At 39.7% G+C, this 19,842-nt stretch carries 17 protein-coding genes; 8 read left to right on the top strand and 9 right to left on the bottom strand.

What is annotated here, in order from left to right; translation table 11 throughout:
- The first annotated feature begins 69 nt into the window (after positions 1 to 69).
- Both EGI31_RS06710 and EGI31_RS06705 read left to right on the top strand, forming a co-directional pair.
- On the top strand, positions 70 to 813 hold the full coding sequence (locus EGI31_RS06710) for a CPBP family intramembrane glutamic endopeptidase (RefSeq protein ID WP_255036422.1): 744 nt from the start codon (positions 70 to 72) through the stop codon (positions 811 to 813).
- Positions 814 to 1,000: 187 nt separating this feature from the next.
- Positions 1,001 to 2,197: a serine hydrolase domain-containing protein gene (locus EGI31_RS06705; protein WP_255036421.1), complete on the top strand. Its 1,197-nt coding sequence runs from the start codon at positions 1,001 to 1,003 to the stop codon at positions 2,195 to 2,197.
- A 360-nt stretch (positions 2,198 to 2,557) separates the two neighbouring features.
- Here the strand turns inward: EGI31_RS06705 and EGI31_RS06700 are convergent, their stop codons facing one another.
- A complete protein-coding gene (locus EGI31_RS06700; RefSeq protein WP_255036420.1) occupies positions 2,558 to 3,760 on the bottom strand; it encodes a hypothetical protein in 1,203 nt (400 codons plus the stop codon).
- A gap of 323 nt (positions 3,761 to 4,083) precedes the next feature.
- Here EGI31_RS06700 and EGI31_RS06695 point away from each other — a divergent pair, with 323 nt between their 5' ends.
- Genes EGI31_RS06695 through EGI31_RS06675 form a run of 5 tightly spaced genes read left to right on the top strand, consistent with a single transcriptional unit; the run spans position 4,084 to position 8,776 of the window.
- Positions 4,084 to 4,956: an alpha/beta hydrolase gene (locus EGI31_RS06695; RefSeq protein ID WP_255036419.1), complete on the top strand. Its 873-nt coding sequence runs from the start codon at positions 4,084 to 4,086 to the stop codon at positions 4,954 to 4,956.
- Between the two features lie 12 nt (positions 4,957 to 4,968).
- On the top strand, positions 4,969 to 5,838 hold the full coding sequence (locus tag EGI31_RS06690) for an alpha/beta hydrolase (RefSeq protein WP_255036418.1): 870 nt from the start codon (positions 4,969 to 4,971) through the stop codon (positions 5,836 to 5,838).
- Positions 5,839 to 5,844: 6 nt separating this feature from the next.
- Positions 5,845 to 7,143: a CitMHS family transporter gene (locus EGI31_RS06685; RefSeq protein ID WP_255036417.1), complete on the top strand. Its 1,299-nt coding sequence runs from the start codon at positions 5,845 to 5,847 to the stop codon at positions 7,141 to 7,143.
- The gene (locus EGI31_RS06680; RefSeq protein WP_255036435.1) at positions 7,140 to 8,468 is read left to right on the top strand and encodes an acyclic terpene utilization AtuA family protein; all 1,329 of its coding nucleotides are present in this window, start codon (positions 7,140 to 7,142) and stop codon (positions 8,466 to 8,468) included. The genes EGI31_RS06685 and EGI31_RS06680 overlap by 4 nt, the downstream gene beginning before the upstream one ends.
- Positions 8,465 to 8,776, top strand: coding sequence for an AtuA-related protein (locus EGI31_RS06675; RefSeq protein WP_255036416.1), 312 nt, complete (start codon positions 8,465 to 8,467; stop codon positions 8,774 to 8,776). The genes EGI31_RS06680 and EGI31_RS06675 overlap by 4 nt, the downstream gene beginning before the upstream one ends.
- A gap of 380 nt (positions 8,777 to 9,156) precedes the next feature.
- Here EGI31_RS06675 and EGI31_RS06670 read toward each other — a convergent pair whose 3' ends face one another.
- From EGI31_RS06670 to EGI31_RS06650, 5 genes are all read right to left on the bottom strand, one after another.
- Positions 9,157 to 11,244: an alpha-amylase family protein gene (locus tag EGI31_RS06670; RefSeq protein ID WP_255036415.1), complete on the bottom strand. Its 2,088-nt coding sequence runs from the start codon at positions 11,242 to 11,244 to the stop codon at positions 9,157 to 9,159.
- A 545-nt stretch (positions 11,245 to 11,789) separates the two neighbouring features.
- Complete coding sequence (gene gltX, locus EGI31_RS06665) at positions 11,790 to 13,283, bottom strand: glutamate--tRNA ligase (protein WP_255036414.1); 1,494 nt, start codon at positions 13,281 to 13,283, stop codon at positions 11,790 to 11,792.
- A 62-nt stretch (positions 13,284 to 13,345) separates the two neighbouring features.
- Entirely contained in the window at positions 13,346 to 14,116 is a 771-nt protein-coding gene (locus tag EGI31_RS06660) for a class I SAM-dependent methyltransferase (RefSeq protein ID WP_255036413.1), read from the bottom strand.
- A 2-nt stretch (positions 14,117 to 14,118) separates the two neighbouring features.
- Positions 14,119 to 14,928: a serine O-acetyltransferase EpsC gene (epsC, locus tag EGI31_RS06655; RefSeq protein ID WP_255036411.1), complete on the bottom strand. Its 810-nt coding sequence runs from the start codon at positions 14,926 to 14,928 to the stop codon at positions 14,119 to 14,121.
- A 72-nt stretch (positions 14,929 to 15,000) separates the two neighbouring features.
- Positions 15,001 to 15,564, bottom strand: coding sequence for a hypothetical protein (locus EGI31_RS06650; protein ID WP_255036410.1), 564 nt, complete (start codon positions 15,562 to 15,564; stop codon positions 15,001 to 15,003).
- A 53-nt stretch (positions 15,565 to 15,617) separates the two neighbouring features.
- Here EGI31_RS06650 and EGI31_RS06645 point away from each other — a divergent pair, with 53 nt between their 5' ends.
- On the top strand, positions 15,618 to 16,832 hold the full coding sequence (locus EGI31_RS06645) for an NADH-quinone oxidoreductase subunit D (protein WP_255036409.1): 1,215 nt from the start codon (positions 15,618 to 15,620) through the stop codon (positions 16,830 to 16,832).
- On the opposite strand, the gene EGI31_RS06640 is transcribed toward EGI31_RS06645, so the two are convergent.
- The 3 genes from EGI31_RS06640 to EGI31_RS06630 all read right to left on the bottom strand — a co-directional run bounded on the left by EGI31_RS06640 (position 16,829) and on the right by EGI31_RS06630 (position 19,731).
- Positions 16,829 to 17,050, bottom strand: a complete 222-nt coding sequence (locus EGI31_RS06640; RefSeq protein ID WP_255036408.1) for a PspC domain-containing protein — start codon at positions 17,048 to 17,050, stop codon at positions 16,829 to 16,831. The genes EGI31_RS06645 and EGI31_RS06640 overlap by 4 nt on opposite strands.
- Positions 17,051 to 17,137: 87 nt before the next feature.
- Complete coding sequence (gene nadB, locus EGI31_RS06635; protein WP_255036407.1) at positions 17,138 to 18,730, bottom strand: L-aspartate oxidase; 1,593 nt, start codon at positions 18,728 to 18,730, stop codon at positions 17,138 to 17,140.
- Between the two features lie 26 nt (positions 18,731 to 18,756).
- The gene (locus EGI31_RS06630) at positions 18,757 to 19,731 is read right to left on the bottom strand and encodes a KpsF/GutQ family sugar-phosphate isomerase (RefSeq protein ID WP_255036406.1); all 975 of its coding nucleotides are present in this window, start codon (positions 19,729 to 19,731) and stop codon (positions 18,757 to 18,759) included.
- Positions 19,732 to 19,842 lie beyond the last annotated feature (111 nt).

Below are 19,842 nucleotides of genomic sequence, written 5' to 3'. Positions count from 1 at the left end.
GTTCTGTGTTTCGAAGTCCTATAACATACAAAACCGTGAACTATTCTTAAAACCTAACTTCTTCAAAACATGCACCCCCACCTAAAACCCCTCTTCAGCAAAATCTTTGACCTAAACTGGAAATTTGGTACATTTCTGATATTGTTGGTTTGTGTGCCGAGGTTTGTGTTGGTACTTCAGGCCAATGCTTCGGGTAATTATGGGGCTATCGGGCTTATCATGACGGTTTCGGCTTTGGCTCCGTTTATTTTTTTGAGTAAAGCGGGTCGTATGGCCATCGGTATACAAAAAGCTCAGGGTTTTAAATGGCTATTTCTGGCCTTTTTGGCTGGGCTGGCGGCCAGTGTTATGCTGTTTTTTTTGGGTAAAATCTTATATGATACTTCTTACCAAAACTGGTATCAATACATCGGCAAGTCATATAAAATTCCGGCTGAAATCACTGCAGCAGATAAGCAGGTCATGTTCGGCATTATGGCCATCACAGGCATGCTTTTTAGCCCCATCGGTGAGGAATTGTTTTTCAGGGGCATCGTACACAAGAGTTTTGAAAACTCTATAGGCGAGAAAAAAGCCTCCATCGTGGATGGCTCTGCCTTTGCCCTCACGCATATTTCTCATTTCGGCTTGGTGTTCGTGAATGAGCAATGGGCTTTTTACCCCTTTCCCACCCTACTGTGGGTATTGAGTATGTTTTTGGTGAGTATAATGTTTTTCTATTTCCGCAAAAAAACCGATAGCCTCTTGGGTGCCATCGCCTGCCATGCAGCCTTTAACTTGGGGATGATTTATTGTATTTTTTATGGGATGTGAGGCTTTTCCAAAACATTTAAGCCGACTTTCAAAACAAAAACTGGGCAGCTAAACCCATTGCTTTTTGTTTTTATATTGCCCGTTGTACTTTCGTCCATACATTCATTTCTTTTATTCTCAAATATCAGCCAAAGTGCATTTGGCTTGGCTTTTTAGGAGGGTATCAGACTAAAAAAACGAACAAATTATGAAATTAAAATTAACCGCGTTGAAATTGTTCATTGCTCTTCTGTGTGCCAAAAGCCTTAGTGCTCAAGATATTCATAACTCAAAAAAAACACTTGACAGCGTTATAATGGCGAAAATGAAAGAAAGCGGAATTGTAGGCCTCGGTGCATCGGTGATTGTTGACAAGAAATTGGTTTTGAGCACCGGCTATGGCTTTGCGGATTTCGAAAACAAAGTACCTTTTAAGTCCTCGACCATTATGAACATTGCCTCTGTAAGCAAAACTTTTACGGGGGTATGCATCATGAAAGCAGTGGAAGAAGGACTAGTTTCGCTTGATGAAGACATCAACAAGTATTTGCCGTTTAGGGTAATAAATCCAAATAGCCCAAATGGCAAAATCACCCTACGACATTTGGCTACGCATACGTCAGGGTTGATTGATCGAAGTCCGTTTTATGGTGATAGCACCTATCACTATGGCAACAGAAAACCAGAGCCTTTAGGGGAGTTTTTGAAAAATTATTTTGTAAAAGGCGGCACACATTATGACTATGGGAATTTTCTAAATGCCAAGCCTGGTGATAAAAGAGAATATTCGAATATCGGTGCCGGATTGGCCGGATACATTGTGGAAGTGCAAACAGGGAAAAGTCTGAAATCTTACGCCAAAGAGCATATTTTTAAGCCCTTAGAAATGAAGAATTCGGGCTGGGCTTTAGCCGAAATTGATACATTGCAACACGCCAAACTTTACAGAAAAGAAGATGGAAAAACTGTACCAGTTCAATGGTATGAAGTGAATACCTACCCCGATGGTGGCGTAAGGACCTCGGTAGAAGAACTGTCGCGTTTTTTCATAGCTCTGCTGAATGGTGGCCAATACAATGGAACCAGAATTTTGAAAGAAGAAACCGTGAAAGAAATGTTACGTTTTCAGTACACAGAATCAAACAAACCTGATAATGTGAACATAACAAAGACCAATCAAGGTATTTTTTGGGCAACCAAGTTGGGGGCAACCAGAATAGGACACAACGGATCGGACCCGGGTGTAAGGACTTTTATGCTTTCGGATTTAGAGAAAGAGGTTGCGATCATACTGTTTTTCAATACCTCATTGGGCGAAAATGAAGAAGGCAAGTTCTTCGATATTTATGAGGAGTTCTATGCTTTTGCCAAAAGGTTAAAAACGGAAAAGCCAAGCGGCCGCTAGAAGGCTTGGGTAGAATCCTTCTTGGCTTTCTTTGAAATTTAGATGTGACTGATTTTCGTTGAGATGGTGGGGCTTCGACAAACTAGGCTTCGACAGGCTCAGCCCGACAATTCACTGCGGTCGCTTCTTCATTCGTTTTGCAAACGAAATCAAATTGCTCGAACTGGTTCTCGAGACCTGCGGTCGCTTCTTCATTCGTTTTGCAAACGAAATCGAAGTGCTCGAACTGACAACATGGGGGTTGAACTGACAGTTTGGGCGGTCGAACTTATATAAGAGGCTCCATAAGAACTATGATAAAATGATTATTTAAGAACCAAACTTTTGCCTTATGCCTAATGCCTTTTGCCTTACCACTTTTCACTCCTTAATACCCTTTTCATAGAGTATAACACCTTTTTCGGGCTCTCTAAGGAGTAAACTGTTTTCGTCTAGCAGGGTTTTGATTTGCTCGTACGGTAGGCTTTCTAGGCTTTCATTTTTTAGTTGAAAAGACTGCTCGCTGCCATCGGGCTGGGTTAGTTTGATGATTTTGCACCTGCAAAGAGCGTTTTCTGGTTCGTTGAATATTTCTCTCACTTTCAAGTCTTTACCGAGTTTGATGTACACTTCTCTGATGCCGATAATGCGGTTACGTTCACCGATATCGAAATTCCAAGATGCTGATATCACACTAGAATGGGCTTTCCCTTTCTCTAGTTTTAATAGGGAATGTTTCGGCGAAGGGTTGGTGGTGACGTTTTTTACCCGAGAATGTATAGAAACCAGCCAAGGTGATTCAAACTGCATAAAACCGCTGTGATTGAAGTTGGAGCCATACCGCACAAAGGTAAAGTAACCGTTTTTGTATGTCACATCTACGATATTTGACACCACCATTCGGTAACGATCAGGGTCAAAACTCCGGGCCTGCGGCGAACCCGTGTAAGACAACCAAGTGCCCTCCAAGCTATCTATCTCTGCTTTTGTGGGTGAGTAAGGCAGAATATTTAAATCGGTTTTTAGGTTAACCAGCTCCTTTTTTTGCTTTTGCCATAAATAGATCATCGTCGCCAAACTGACAAGAAGTAAGGCCAGTAAAGCTTTTAGAAAATTGGCAATATGAGTGGTAGACCGGAATTCTTTGGTGGTACTTTTTTTAGAATTGGAGTCTGAAATTTGCACTTCTTCGTCTTCCAAAAGTTCGGGGTCGGTTGGATTTACTTCAAAACCTTTTCGGCCTTTCCCAAAAAGATAAATGTAAGAGGCGTCAACCAAAAAGGCTCTTGGATGGGTAACAATCTGATTATAAAAGGCATCTTTGATTTGGTTGCCGGTGATGTCATACTTACGAAACGGATACTCGGATTGTCGGTGCGTGGTTTCTGGCGGATAAGCTTCATGCTGCAACTCTGCCGATGTATAAGGAAGTCGATTGCTGATTTCGCTCAAAACCTTAGCCACCTCCTCATAGTTTTTGCGGTTTGAGTTACGGATTACTTTCTGTCCAGTTTCGTTTTCAAATTTCTCAATTACCTTACCTAATAAATAAGCTATCTCTTCTCTACCAGATTTTAATTTCATTTCTTAGGCTGAATAGTTTTCGGTTGTCAAGAATATTCCTTGGCATAACTTATTAAATAACAAACACTTAAGCGTTTCCAGAATTTACACCTAAATTTCTGGAATGCATTCCATAGGCCAAAATCAATTCTAAACTTCGATATTTTGATACTTTTGAGATAGACATGCCAAGGGCATTTTCTGAGTCTCTGAAGTGTAAGCAATCGCTTGATTTTAACCGAAAATAAAACTACTTAAAATCAAAGGAACCACAAAGAGAAAATGATGCTTTTGTCTGTTTGTTGCCAAGCATTGGTTATTTTAAAACTATTTACCTTAATAAAATGAAAAAAAACTTCCTGATCTGTTCATGCTTCGCCTTGCTGATGAGTTTACAAGCCTTGGCCAAAACCGATACCTTGGAGATAGCCTCCACCAAAATGAACAAGACCTACAAGGCGGCCGTGACCCTTCCAAAATCTTATGAAAGCAGCCAGAAGAATTTCCCAGTGTTGTATCTTTTACATGGAGGCATAGGTCATTTTGGCGATTGGCTCAACAAATCTCCCGACAAAAATCTTATCCAAAATCTGGCCGACCAATACAATTTGGTGGTGGTCATGCCTGAGGGAGAGGTTTTTAGTTATTATATTGATAGCCCAATAGATAAAAACAGTCAGTTTGAATCCTACATTGTAAAAGACGTGATTGGAAAAATTGACAAAACTTACCGAACCATAGCCTCTAAAAATGGCCGAGTGATAACGGGCCTTTCCATGGGTGGATACGGTGCCTTGTATTTATCGGGCAAGCATCCTGAGCTTTTTGTGGCAGCAGGCAGCATGAGTGGAGCCCTTAATCCTGATTTATTGGGTTGGAAATTACCCAAAGAAGCCACTGGAAACTTGAGAAAAGCTTTTGACGCCATCATCGGCTCATATAACGACAATCCGAGCGTATATGAACCTTACTCAGTTATAGCAATGGCGGATAAAATGAAAACCAATGGTGTGAGTTTGATTTTTGACTGCGGCACCGATGATTTCCTGATAGAACCCAATCGTGAACTTCACAGGAGATTGGTATTCAATAACACCCCACACGATTACTCCGAAAGACCGGGTGGACATTCATGGCCTTATTGGGAAAATTCGCTATATTACCATGTCCTTTATTTTTCAAAAGTTCTTAAATCAGCCAACCCGGGCGTCTATTAAAAAACCAAAACTATGAAAAACAGCCTATTTCTTTTTCTTGCATTCACTTCTGCAATAATCGGTCATGGAGCATCCGCAGCTGGGATAGATACCTTGGAAATCAACAGCCAAGCCATGAATAAGGTACTCAAGGCGGTGGTGATAACACCCAAAAGCTACAAAAAATCAAAAAAGAACTACCCCGTAGTCTATCTATTGCATGGTGGAAGTGGAAATTACAAGAACTGGACACAACTAACGCCAGATAAAACCTTGGTATCCAGATTGGCGGATACTTACGATGTAATTATCGTGACGCCCGACGGAGGCACGTCAAGTTATTATTTCGACAGTCCATTGCTAAAAGAAAGTCAATATGAGACCTTTATTTCCAAAGAACTAAGAGAAAAAGTAGAAGGAAACTACCGAACCATTCAGGCTCGAGAAGGCCGAGTGATAACAGGTTTGTCAATGGGTGGTCATGGAGCGGTTTATATTGCCACCAAGCATCCTGAGCTTTATTGTGCGGCTGGGAGCATGAGTGGGGTTCTGAACATGGACCCGAGTACATGGAAAGTAACACCCGACTTTGCCAAAATCAGGATAGAGAATTTCAAAAAAATGATTGGTGAGCGTGAAGAATCGGGTCCTTTTTATCCTGGATTTAATCTCATAACCATGACGGAGCAAATCAAAGCTGCCAAACTCGCACTGATAATAGACTGCGGTGTAGACGATTTTTTGATAGAACCCAACAGAGAAATGCACCGTTTGCTGACTGCAAATGGCACACCGCATGATTATACAGAAAGACCCGGAAAACATGAATGGTTATATTGGGAAAACGCCCTACCCTACCACATGATGTTTTTTCAGAAGGTATTGCAAGCACATAAACAATAGAAGACTATGCTGGCCATATTAGGATTTCTGACCATATCTCTGTTTCTCACTTTGGTGATTTCGAAAAAACTCTCAGTTTTATTGGCACTGATTATTATTCCCGTTTTTTTCGCCATCATAGGAGGATTTGAGCCGCAAGCCATTGGCGAAATGATCGTCACAGGCATCAAACAAGTAGCTCCAACGGGTATTTTGCTCATATTTGCTGTTTTGTACTTTGCATTGATGATAGACGCTGGACTTTTTGACCCCATCATTTCGGGTATCATACATTTGGCCAAAGGCGACCCTTTAAAAATAACCTTGGGTACGGCGTTTCTGACCATGATAGTACATTTGGATGGAGACGGCACAGCCACTTTTATGATTACGATTTCGGCTTTGTTGCCCATTTATAAAAGACTGGGAATAAACAAACTCATACTTCCCTGCATAGTGGCCTTGAGTGCGGGTGTGATGCATTTGGTACCTTGGTCTGGCACCATGGCTAGAGCTTTACAAGTCATGCAAACAGATGCTGCAGGCCTGCTGGTGCCGGTACTCCCCTCCATGGCGGTAGGTATTTTGTGGGTATTGGGAGTATCGTGGTGGCTAGGCAAAAACGAACGGAAAAGACTGGGCATCATTGCCTTGGATTATAAACACGCCGATGAACTGACAGACGCACAAAAACTAACAAGAAGGCCGAAGTTAATAGTTCTGAATGCCATTTTGACGATTTCGCTAATTGGTTGTTTGGTTATGGCCTTATTGCCACCGTCTGCTTTGTTCATCATCGGATTTTCGGTGGCTATGTTGATTAACTATCCGTCTCAGGCAGAGCAGAAAAAAAGATTGCAAGAGCATGCCTCCAATGTATTCTTTGTGTCGGTGATGATTTTTGCAGCTGGTGTTTTTTCGGGTATTTTGACAGGTACCAAAATGATTGACGCCATGGCTCAGGCTTTGGTGACGCTCATTCCAGCAGAGCATGCGGGTTATTTACCTGCTTTGGTGGGCGTTACAAGTATGCCACTGAGCTTTGTGTTTACGCCCGATGCCTATTATTTTGGCGTTTTACCGGTTCTCAAGGAGGCGGCTATTCATTATAGCATAAATCCAATTGAAATAGGTAGAGCGGCCATTTTGGGCCAAATGACTGTGGGTTTTCCCTTGAGTCCATTAACGGCGTCTACTTTTGTGCTGGTTGGTCTCTCTGAAGTAGAACTATCAGAGCATCAGAAGTTTACCTTTAAATGGGCCTTTATGACGACATTTTTAATGACCTTGACGGCCATCATTACAGGGGCTATCCAACTACTATGAGCAACCTAAAAAAAATAAGAATTGGAGCAGGAGCAGGTTTTTCTGGTGACAGACTTGAGCCTGCGGAGATTTTGGCCAGCCAAGGCGAAATAGACTATTTGATATTGGAATGTTTGGCCGAAAGAACGATTGCATTGGCACAAAAAAGGAAATTGTCAGACCCAAACAAAGGATATGACCCCTTGCTAGAACGGCGGATGAAAAAACTTTTACCCATTATAGCAGAAAAAGGTATTAAGGTAATCAGCAATATGGGAGCTGCAAATGCCCCAGCTGCTGCGGCAAAAATTATAGAAATAGCGATCAGAAAAAACCTGAAAATAAAAGTAGCTGCAGTTACTGGAGATGATGTACTTTCCTTAATTACAGGAGAAGAAATTACATTAGAATCCGGTAAACCCTTGAGCAGCTTTGGTAAGATTGTTTCGGCGAATGCTTACCTCGGAGCAGACAGCATTTTGCCTGCCCTAAACGCTGGTGCCGAAGTAATTATCACGGGAAGAGTGGCTGATCCGTCGTTGGTAGTTGCTCCTCTGATGCACTCCTATGGCTGGACATATTCCGATACTGAACTAATTGGAAAAGCCACGGTGATTGGGCATTTGTTGGAATGTGCGGGACAGGTGACTGGCGGATATTTTGCAGATGGCGTAAAAAAAATAGTCCCGAATTTAGAAATTTTGGGCCACCCTTATGCAGATATTTTTCCTGATGGAACAGCCGTTATTGGTAAAGTGGAAGGTACAGGCGGAATAATTAGTTTAGCTACAGTGAAAGAACAATTGCTCTACGAAGTTCTCAATCCGTTTGCTTATCTTACCCCTGATGTTTCGGCAGATTTCACGACTGTTTCACTCAAACAAATTGGTCATGAAAAGGTCCAAGTCACAGGTGGAAATGGCTCCACAAAACCTGAAAAGCTAAAGGTAAGCGTGGGTTATCAGGGTGGTTTTATGGGTGAGGGAGAAATATTATATGCAGGAGCTTTTGCTTTGGAGAGAGCAAAAATGGCGGGCGAAATCGTTGAGAAAAGGTTACAAGAACATTTCACTGAACCACTTAGAATTGACTATATAGGCTCCAACGCCGCACACGCTGGTCTGGGTGATGGAAATTCGTCTTACGAAATTCGACTCCGGGTATCGGGACTGGCCAAAACAGCAGAAATAGCCGCATGGATTGGTGAAGAAGTGGAAGCTTTGTACACCAATGGGCCTTCGGGTGGTGGTGGCGTAAGAAAGTCTGTGACCGAAATCATAGGCATACAGTCCATTCTCATAGATCGTGAAAGTATTCATTCATCTTTTTCTATTTTTGAATCATGAAAACCAAACTGCACGACCTAGCACACAGCCGAGCTGGAGATAAAGGCAATACCCTCATGCTATCGCTGATTCCTTACGAAGAAAAAGACTATGCAAGTTTGGTAGAACAAGTAAGTGCCGAAAAAGTAAAAGAACATCTCCAATCTATTGTGAAAGGAAAAGTCATTCGTTATGAATTACCCAGAATCTCCTCGTTACTTTTTGTTTGTGAGGAAGCACTTTGTGGTGGAGTAACTACCTCATTGGCATTGGACCCACACGGTAAAACCTTGAGCTTCTCACTGTTAGAAATGGAGATTGATTCATAACTAAAGAAGTTGAAATTTATCATTATTGAAAAAAGACTTTTCCCTGAATAATGTTAGAAATCAAAAAAAATATATTCGTTTCTAGTTTGCATTGGAGATTACCTAAAGGAATTAATTCAAAATTTAACTTATTGAAAATAAACAAAATATAGGATAAATAACACTAAAATACTGTATAAATGTAAAGGGGATTCGAATTTAAAAAATCAAATAGAAAGACCTATGGATGAAGCCCCATCGGGGCGATATTTTGGTAGGTAAAATAAAAATAAAAGCATAAAAGCCCCATCGGGGCGACATTACCTTTTTTGCATTCAAGAATAAATATAAGATTAATCAAATTTACTCTTAAATGCGAATTCACTGATTCAAGCGTAGTTTTAGTATTCAAAAACCACAGCCTCGTAATTGGCAAGTTTATCCACGGTAAAACTTATTTCATCTTGCCTTATCGAAAACGAAATGGGCTTTTTATTACTTAAATAAAATGCTTTTTTGGGTGTTTTCTCGGTCTTCAAGGAAACTTGAATCTGCTGAACTGGCAATGGCTCAAAAAAGGTATTTCCACTAAAACCTGTCAGGTTTATGAAGTGCAAGATTTTTCCGTCTGTAGCTTTTTTGTTGTTTTTGGTGTTGTATTTAAATTCCTTCAAAATCATTTCTACCCGAGGATGTGCATTAGTTTTGAACTCCTCAAAAACCTGACTATCTAAGCTTTGCAAAACATCTAAAAACAAATTCTTATTTTGCTCATAACCATTCAAATAATACAATTTGCCTAGATTCAATGGTAATATAACATTTTTAGAAGTTCCGAAATCTTTCACAGACATTCCAAAATACCCCATTGGATCGTGTCCTCCGATTAATTCTGGAGGTCCGGGTCTCCCTTTTGCCAATACGGGTAGATGGTTGGTATTTGTTTTTTCAAAATCATACTGAGCCAAATTAAACTTCCAATGAATCATCGACTGACCTTTGAGCCTTCCAAATAATTTCTGGTTATCGATTTTGAGATAATTGCCTGTTCCATCCCATTCCTTTTTGATGATTTCAGCTCCGAAAAGACTTTTGAGGGCTTGGGCGTTGTCAGAAAAGCTGTTGTTGGTGGCAATGAGGTTTACGCCATCTCTTGATACGTTTTGAAGTAATTTTATGGCATTTTCACTCAAATAAGTTATGTCAGGGAAAATAACAATTTTGTATTTTTTGAGACGTTCGGCATGCCGTTCAATTTGCGAATCCTCAATGATATCAAACTGCAAATGAGCCTCTTTGAGCATGAGCATTAGTCCACGGTATTCTTGCATTTTATTTCCAGAAGGCCATGCCCCTGGTGCAATGAGGGCTATTTTGGCCAGACTTTGGTATTTACCATAAAACTTCTCGTTGGCTTTATGGAAGCCATACACTTTTTTGTAAACCTCAAAATTACGCTCATCTTCATAACCCCTCATATCGCCCATCATGCTCATATCGAGTCCAGAACCGTTGGCTATGTTTTCCCAAAGTCTGATTTCGACTTCCTCAGGTTCCACAGCATTGTATCTACCTTGAAACGAAATCTGCTGAATGCTGGAATTGCTGATGATGTGGTCGGGATACGAATTTCCCGCATTTCCCACATTGTCAGAGGCGGAATATGGCCAATAAGGCAAACTATTCGACTGCGATTCGTGCCTGATGATATCCACAAACTTTTCGGCATAGGTACAGATGGCGATGTTTTTGTTTTTGGCCTTTACCAAATGATACAGTTTTTCTTGCCATGCCTCCGAGGTGTGCTTTTTAAATTCCTCGTATTTTCTGAAAACTGAATCCTCCTTGTTTTCCACCAAAGGCAAGCTCAAGCCAGAATAAGCATAAAAAGCTTTCTTATCATATTCATTTTGGTCGATTCCTTGGTACAAATTCTCATAAGGATTGCGGGTCTGATAACCTGGCATGTTCTGAAATATCCCGTCAATCGGAAACATCTCGATAACTTCCATAATGATTTTGAAAGCCTCCTCCTGCATATATGGAGCATTGATAGATACCACATATTTGTCGGTATTGATCATTCGTTCGCCCTTTGGGGAGATGTAAAACCAGTCGGGGTGCTTATCAAAAATAGTCTTATCAGCCCGACTAAAATCAAACCTCACCATTACTTTTATATTGTTTTGGTGGCACTTCTCAACAATTTCACCCAATACGCCAGGACGCATGTAAGGATTAATGAAATGGTTCTCCAATTTAGAAGGATAAAAAGCCATGATACCGCCCGCATTGATTATCAGCGTATTGGCCGAATATTTCAACAAATCCTCTACTATCTCATTAGGTTGAATGGTTTTGGCTTCATAGTCTGGCAGATTCAGTTGAATCACTCGAAGATTGTTTCGTTTCCACCATTCGTCTTGAGCAAAAGTGTTTGAAAGGAATAGAAAGCTAAATACAACCAACACGGAAATTTTGATAGGCATGAGTTTTTATTGAATAAATGATGGGTAAAAATAGGGATTTGGATTTTAGAAAAGGAGCATTTGGATCAAAGAAAATAAGATAGATTGGAAGCCCTTAGGTGATGTTTTTATTTTTTGGTGATCAAAATATAATTTTTTAGAAAATCTAAAACCAAAAATTTTCATAAAACATAATCTGACAAATATAATGCGACCCCGCTGGGGTCGAAATGCATATTTATCATAACCATCTACCATAATCTGACCTCTCTGAGGTCAAATTGTAAAAAAAATGACCGCAGGGCGGTCAAATTATGTTTACAAAATATTGTTATCTAGATTCTTAGACCTCAGAGAAGTCGAATTATGTTTGCACTATTTTCTCACAGTTTTTGATTAAAAACTTCATAAATCTACCATTCTATCTATTTGTCAAAAAATAATCTGACCTCGCTTAGGTCAGATTGTAAAAAAAATGACCGCAGAGCGGTCAAATTATGTTTGTACAATATTTTTAATTGATTTTTCGACCTTGGAGAGGTCGGATTAAGTATTAGCAGTTTTTCTTACAAAACCTTCAATGCCCTATTTATTCTTGCAACAGACTTTTCTTTGCCCAATATCTCTATGGTCAACATCAAATCAGGTCCTTTGCCCTCTCCAGTTATGGCCAAACGCAAGGCTTGCATGATTTTGCCTGGTTTTATGCCTTCAGCCTCTAAACCTGCAAAAAGTGCATCATGAATAGCAATTGAATTAAAATCAGCCACGCCTTCAAGAATTTTGGCCACGACCGGCATAGCTGTTTTTGCCATATCATCCCATTTTTTCTGAGCTATTTCTTGGTCGTATTCACTGATTTCATTGAACAAAAATGGCACTTCGGCTATCATTTCTTTGGTGAAAGTCACACGCTCTTTCATCAATTTCACGATTTTTTCTGATAGCGAAGAATCGTTTAAAGTAGTGTTCAACTCTCCCGCCAACAAAGCGTCGTCTTTCTGACGAAGGTACATTTGATTATACCATTTGGCTTTGTTTACATCAAACCTTGCTCCTCCTTTATGGATGTTATTGATATCAAAAGCTGCAATGAGTTCGTCTAAAGTCATGATTTCTTGTTCCGTTCCAGGGTTCCAGCCCAAAAATGCCAAGAAATTCACCACAGCGTCGGCATAATATCCGTCTTCTCTAAATCCTCTTGAAATATCACCCGTGGTTTTGTCTTTCCACTCCAATGGAAACACTGGAAAATCTCCCAAAACGCCATCTCTTTTACTCAATTTACCATTTCCTTCCGGCTTCAGCAACAAAGGCAAGTGTGCAAATTCTGGGGGAGTCCAACCAAATGCTTTATAAAGCAATACATGCAATGGAGCAGATGGCAACCACTCCTCGCCACGAATGACGTGCGTAATTTCCATCAAATGATCGTCCACGATGTTCGCCAAATGGTAGGTGGGCATACCGTCAGATTTCATCAAAATCTTGTCGTCAATGGTTGAAGAATGCACCACCACCCAGTCTCTCACGATGTCTTTAAACCTGATTTCTTCTTTCAAAGGCACTTTCAGACGGATGACATGAGGCTCTCCATTTTGTAATTTGGCAGCAACTTCATCCGCAGACAAGGTCAATGAATTTTTCATTTGCATCCTCGTAACGGCATTGTAGGAAATATTATCCACTTTGGCTTCTTCCAAAGTTTTTCTCAACTCATCCAATTCTTCCGAAGTATCAAAGGCATAGTAGGCTTTGCCTGAATCTACCAATTGTTGAGCATATTTACCATAAATCTCTTTTCTTTCTGATTGTTTGTAAGGTCCAAATGCTCCGCCCTGTTGAACGCCTTCATCTATGTTTATACCTACCCATGCCAAAGCCTCTTGGATATACTCTTCAGCACCTTCTACAAAACGCGTTTGGTCGGTATCTTCTATTCTCAAAATCATGGTTCCACCCATTTTTTTGGCAAAAAGATAGTTGTAAAGGGCAGTACGAACACCACCAATATGTAAAGGTCCTGTGGGACTTGGAGCAAATCTTACTCTAACACTCATAAATAAAAATTAAATTGGGATGCAAAAATAGGAAGCTATGTGCTAAAATCACCCGAAAATCGTCATTTTTCTTTTTTTATAACCAAAAATAAGGAACTTCCGAAAGGTGAATTCTTCAGGATATTACGCTCGAATTTACAGATATTGTAAAACAGATTATTAATAAACTCAGATGGCATTTCTACATCTGATTTTATGTTTTGTAAATCGACCAAATTGAGTTTCAATTGAAGTTTTTGAATTAATCGAACCACTAAAATCAATGGTGAAAGAAATAGCGACCAATAATGGTGCTTTGAAATTGAAACAGCTTCTATTTTGGACAAATAGGCCTTGAAATCTTTCAAAACAAAACGTTTTTTACTTCCAACTGCTATATCATGCGTACCTCTAAAAATCTCAAAAGCATTGTTATTGGTGATAAAAATGCCGTTAGGCTTTAAAATATCAACAATAGAAGAAATGGTTTTTTCAATAACTTCATCCTCAAATTGATAAAGCACATCATCGGAAACAACCACATCAAAGCATTCTTTTTCAAAAACTCCTTGAAGATGGGTAATATCAATTTTTTGAGCGTTCAGACCACGGCTTTTTGAAAATGCTACAGCATCGTCATTAAAATCAAAACCTTGAATGTTTAGAAAACCAGCTTTTCGGAGTTTCACCAAAAGCCCACCGGTACCGCAACCTGCGTCTAGTATTTTGATTTGTTTATTACCTTTTGAGAAGGAATTAATCTCAGCTATAACCTTTTCGTGCAGAATTATATACCACCAAAGTTTTTCCTCGACCTCAAACATTGCACGGTATTCCTCGCTATTGATGAGCATATTTATACCGCTTCGTTCTCTACAACTTTGATTTCTGGCTTGTGGTAAACCGTAGAATTGGCAGGCACGGATTTGGTTAACCAAACGTTACCACCGATAATGCTATTCTCGCCAATTATGGTATTTCCTCCTAGAATAGTCGCTCCAGAATATATCACCACATTATCGTTTACAGTTGGATGACGTTTGGTATTAGCCAGTGCTTTATCGACGCTCAAGGCCCCTAAAGTAACTCCTTGATATATTTTGACGTGGTTTCCTATTATGCAGGTCTCGCCGATTACAACACCCGTACCGTGGTCAATGAAGAAGTATTCACCAATTTCAGCACCAGGATGTATGTCAATACCAGTTCGAGAATGAGCAAATTCTGTAAGGATTCTTGGTATAAGATTTACCTCCAATTTATGAAGTAAATTTGCCAAACGATAGATTGAAATAGCATAAAAACCAGGATAAGCTCTTACTATTTCGAACTTACTTTTGGCGGCTGGGTCACCTTCCAAGATTGCATCTACATCGGTATTTAACAGCCTAAAAAGCTCGGGAATGGATTCGTTAAATACATTTACTTTTTTACTTATATCACAATCTTTGCATTGATCAGTGGTTTCCAAAAGATGCTTTAACTCGTTTCCGAGGTTCCAAAACTCACCTTCTATTTCGTCAACACTTCTAAAAAACTCCTTGGCTTGCTCGGGATATAGCAATCGAATCACTTTTATCGCCCAAGAAGAAATATCTTTGGTAGAAGGCACCGCCTCAGTGTTCTGGTGTTTCTCGTAAATGTGTTTTAAAAAAGACTGATCCATGAAAATTTGTTTTTTATGCTAACAAGCAACAGGCTTGGCTGGTTCAAATCTAATAACGCAAAAAGCTTACCATTAGGTCAATCTACGCTGAATTAATGTCTGAATCAATGAAAAAAGCTGATCTGGCTTGAGTGTTCGCCAATTTTCTATCTGTAAAGTACCTCCATAGTTGATGTAATAGTCGAGGTGAAATCTTGAGAACTCTGTCAGAATAAAATCTCGGAAATTAAGGGCCACTATCCAGCCATCTTCCACATCCTCAAACCATTCCTCATAATAATCGTCTTCGCCGCCATGAAACTGAAAAAGATTTTCTCCAATCAAGACAAAATACTTGATGCCCTGCTTCAGAAAAACATCTACAATATTCCGTTTGAGATACATCACATCGTTATGCAAAGTATCGTTCCATTCGCCAATGAGCTCAATCACCGCATATTTCAAAGAGTAATTGACCATCAAAACTTTCAAATACAGTGTTTCTGAACCTATTTCGTCCCAGTCTGGATGTAGATAATAACTGTAAACGGTGTTTCTGTATTGGTTGATTTCAGGTTTCTCAAAAAACGGACTTTTTGTATCCTCGTAAGGCAAATAATATTTTTGCCAATTATAAAAAGGTTCGATTTCGTGCATTTTAAACTTGAATCTAGATTTTTGTTTTTATTTTTGAACCAGAAAAAATTTCGATGCAAAAAATTCAATACAAATATAGAAGGGAAAACCTTAGTGAATCTGAACCGACAAAATTTAATTATGAAAATCTTGCATCGGAAGAAATGCTCATCAATCTCGGTCCACAACACCCTTCTACGCACGGTGTACTGAGAATTGAGGTAGTTACAGACGGTGAACTCATCAAAGAAGTGGTGCCGCATTTGGGCTATTTGCATCGTTGTTTTGAGAAACACGCAGAATCTTTGCCTTTCAACCAAATCATCCCATTTGTAGATAGATTGGATTATGTAGCTGCCATGAACTCCGAGCATGCTTATGTTATGGGCGTGGAGAAAATGCTTGGCATCGAAAATACCCTTCCTAAAAGAATAGAATATATCAGAGTTTTAGTGGCTGAACTCAATAGAATTGCCTCACATTTTATAGCTATTGGTACTTATGCATTAGATATTGGTGCCCAAACACCTTTTTTATGGCTGATACGCGACAGAGAATCAATCCAAAGACTTCTAGAATGGGTTTCTGGAGCACGAATGTTATACAATTATATCTGGGTGGGAGGTTTGTTCTATGATTTACCGCTTGGATTTGAAGAAAAATGCCTTGAGTTTGTGAATTATGTAAAGCCAAAACTCGAAGAACTCAAACAAATTATTATAGACAACCACATATTTATCAATCGTACCGCCAATGTAGGTGTTTTACCAATGGATTTGGCCATCAATTATGGTTGTACTGGCCCTGTTTTAAGAGGTTCGGGTTTAAAATATGACCTTAGAAGGGTGGATGCCTATTCTGTTTATCCCGAGATTGAGTTTGATATTCCGATCGGTGAAGGTAAAATGGGTAAAACGGGTGATTGTTGGGATAGAAACTATGTGCGATTGATGGAATGTTGGGAATCTATCCGAATAATAGAGCAATGTTTGGACAAACTTACCAAAGACCACAAACGCACCAGAGACTTTGATCCTCAGGCTTTTGTACCAAAAAAAATCAGGCCAGTGGAAATGGATTTCTATGCCCGAGCCGAAAATCCGAAAGGTGAATTGGGCTTTTTCTTTAGAACAAATGGAAAAACCGATGTACCAACCAGGGTAAAATGTAGGGCGTGTTCCTTCCACAACCTCTCGGTTTTACCTGAAATATCGAAAGGCTGGATGATTGCTGACCTCGTGGCGATTATCGGTTCTCTGGATTTTGTGATGGGTGAAGTAGATCGTTAAATCTCCCAAATGCTTGAGCTATTGCTTCTTCTAACTTGATTTTTAATTTCCATCCAAAAAGCCAACACCAAGTAGATAATCACTGGTGAGCCAAGGGTAAAAAACGATGCGTAAATAAAGTACATTCTTATACTTTTAGCGGAAAAATTCAACTTTTCACCTATCTTACTACAGACCCCAAAAAGATTGTTTTCCAGTATATATTTAAACTTATTCATTGGGTTTTATTTTATGTTAATGAGGCTATTGTGTCAAATATCAAAAAAAAAATTGAAACCTGCTAATTTTTTGGTCTAAAAAAGCGTTTAACCCCTTGAAATTACGGTATTCTGTGGTTCTCCACCCAAATGATACGGGTAATCGGTATTATAATGAAGTCCACGAGATTCCTTGCGTTTTTGTGCCGAATGAATCACCATTTGGGCACACAAAATTAAGTTTCGAAGCTCGCAAAGTTTCACTGAAAGTTTGGTTTTTCTATAAAATTCCTCTGTTTCCTCTTTGAGCATATTTAAGCGAGTCAGAGCACGCTCAAGCCTGAAATCAGTCCGTACAATACCCACATAATCCGACATCATTCGTTGTAATTCTCTGGTATTGTGCGTTACCAAAATCTCCTCATTGGATTGCACCGTTCCGAATTCGTTCCAGTCAGGTACTTTTTCATTATACTCTACACCATCCAACTCATTTACAGCCACTTGCGATATTCTATGCCCAAAAACAGCGGCTTCTAGCAATGAATTTGAAGCCAAGCGATTAGCACCATGCAAACCCGTAGAAGAGCACTCTCCACAGGCAAAAAGATTGCTGATGTTTGTTCTACCGTTTTCGTCAACCAATATTCCACCGCACAAATAATGTGCAGCCGGAGTTACCGGAATCATATTTTTAGAAATATCGATACCCAGACTCAAACATTTCTCATAGATATTCGGAAAATGTTCTAAAATCAACTCCTTCGGCTTGTGAGTAATGTCCAGATAAACAAATTCCTCTCCAGTTTTCTTCATTTCGGCATCAATAGACCTCGCCACAATGTCTCTAGGAGCCAAAGATCCGCGTTCGTCATATTCATACATAAACTCTTTACCCGATTTGTTCCTTAAAACGCCACCTTCTCCCCTGACAGCCTCGGTAATTAAGAAACTCGGGAAAGAACCTGGATTGTGTAGCGACGTTGGGTGAAACTGCATCATCTCCATGTCTCTCACCTTCCCTCCTGCCCTATAGACCATGGCTATGCCATCACCAGTGGCGATAACCGGATTGGTAGTAGCTGCGTATATATGACCTGCACCGCCAGTGGCCATGAGCGTATTCTTGGCTAAAATAGTTTCGACATTACCTGAGTTTACGTTTAGGGCATATACACCATAACATTCTATGTGATCACCGGTTGACTCACCCAAGTGGTGCTGGGTGATTATTTCCACCGCAAAATAGTGCGTAAGAATTTCTATATTTGGATTAGCCTTGGCCTGCTCAAGCAGAGCACGTTCGATTTCCCAACCCGTTATATCTTTATAATGAAGAATCCTTTTCTCCGAGTGCCCGCCCTCACGCGTTAAATTATACTCACCTGAATCCTCCTTGTCAAAATTGGCTCCGTACTCTATAAGTTCGTTTATTCTATCAGGCCCTTCGGTTACCACTATCTCCACGATCTTTTTATCACAAAGACCATCACCAGCTATTAAGGTGTCTGAAATATGCTTTTCAAATGAATCTGTATTTGGATCAAAAACGGTAGCGATACCTCCTTGAGCATATTTTGTATTGGTTTCATCCGCATTAACCTTAGTAAGAATCAGCACTTTACCTTTTCTCGAGGCCTTCAATGCAAAGCTCAAACCCGCTATACCCGAACCAATCACTAAAAAATCTACTTTTCTCATTCTTATTGTCAATATTTTTATAAGCCTTAAATAAGCCCTTCTTTTAATAAATCGTGTAAATGTACAAAACCTAGTACATTTTTCCCTTCCGAAACAACCAACTGCGTAATATTCAGATCCTGCATCTTCAATAAGGCATTCACCGCAAATTCGTCAGGTTGAATGGTTTTGGGTGAGGTACCCATTATGTCCCTAGCTTTTAGTTTTGAAAACTCTGCCCCATTCTTTAACATTCTTCTTAGGTCACCGTCGGTAATTATTCCCACCAACTCGTCCATTTGATTGACTACTGCTGTTGAGCCCAGTCTTTTAGTGGTCATTTCTAATATAACACTCTGAATTTCATCCATTTCGGATACCTTGGGCAAAGCGTTATTGGGGTAAATATCAGAAACCCTCAAGTAAAGTTTTTTACCCAAACTACCGCCTGGGTGAAATCTAGCAAACTCCTTTTTAGAAAAATCTCTCCCTTCTAGCAGACAAACCGCTAAAGCATCGCCCAAAGCCAAAGCCACAGTAGTGGACGTTGTTGGTGCCAAATTCAGCGGACAGGCTTCCGATTCTACATGTGCGTTGATGATAAAGTCTGCATTTTTGGCCAGATATGACTCAATATTTGAAACCAAGGCGATTATTTTATTACCCAATCGTTTCAAAAGAGGCATCAAAACCTTGATTTCTGGTGTATTGCCGCTTTTAGATAAAAAGATTATGATGTCTTCACTGTCAATTATACCCAAATCGCCATGCATGGCATCTGTGGCGTGCATAAACACGGCTTTCTGTCCAGTGGAGTTCAGAGTGGCGGATATTTTCTGGGCAATTATGGCACTTTTACCTATTCCGGTCAGTACAATTTTACCTTTTGAGGCCAAAATAGCATAAACTATTTGTTCAAAGCCAACATCTATTGTACTAATCAAAGATTTAATTGCCTCCGATTCATCAGTTAGTACTTTTTTGGCAATTTCAATTATATTTTTTTCTATTTTCGTCTCCACTTTAAAAAAAGCGTTATTTCTGCTGCAAATGTACGGCTTGTATTCCGTTTTTTTTTAGTGAAACAAAATATTTGAGTTTAACAAAATCACAAAACATTTTTTGTATATTGG

This window comes from Lacihabitans soyangensis (assembly GCF_024343775.1).
Taxonomy (GTDB): domain Bacteria; phylum Bacteroidota; class Bacteroidia; order Cytophagales; family Spirosomataceae; genus Leadbetterella; species Leadbetterella soyangensis.
This window is presented reverse-complemented; position numbering and strand designations above follow the sequence as displayed.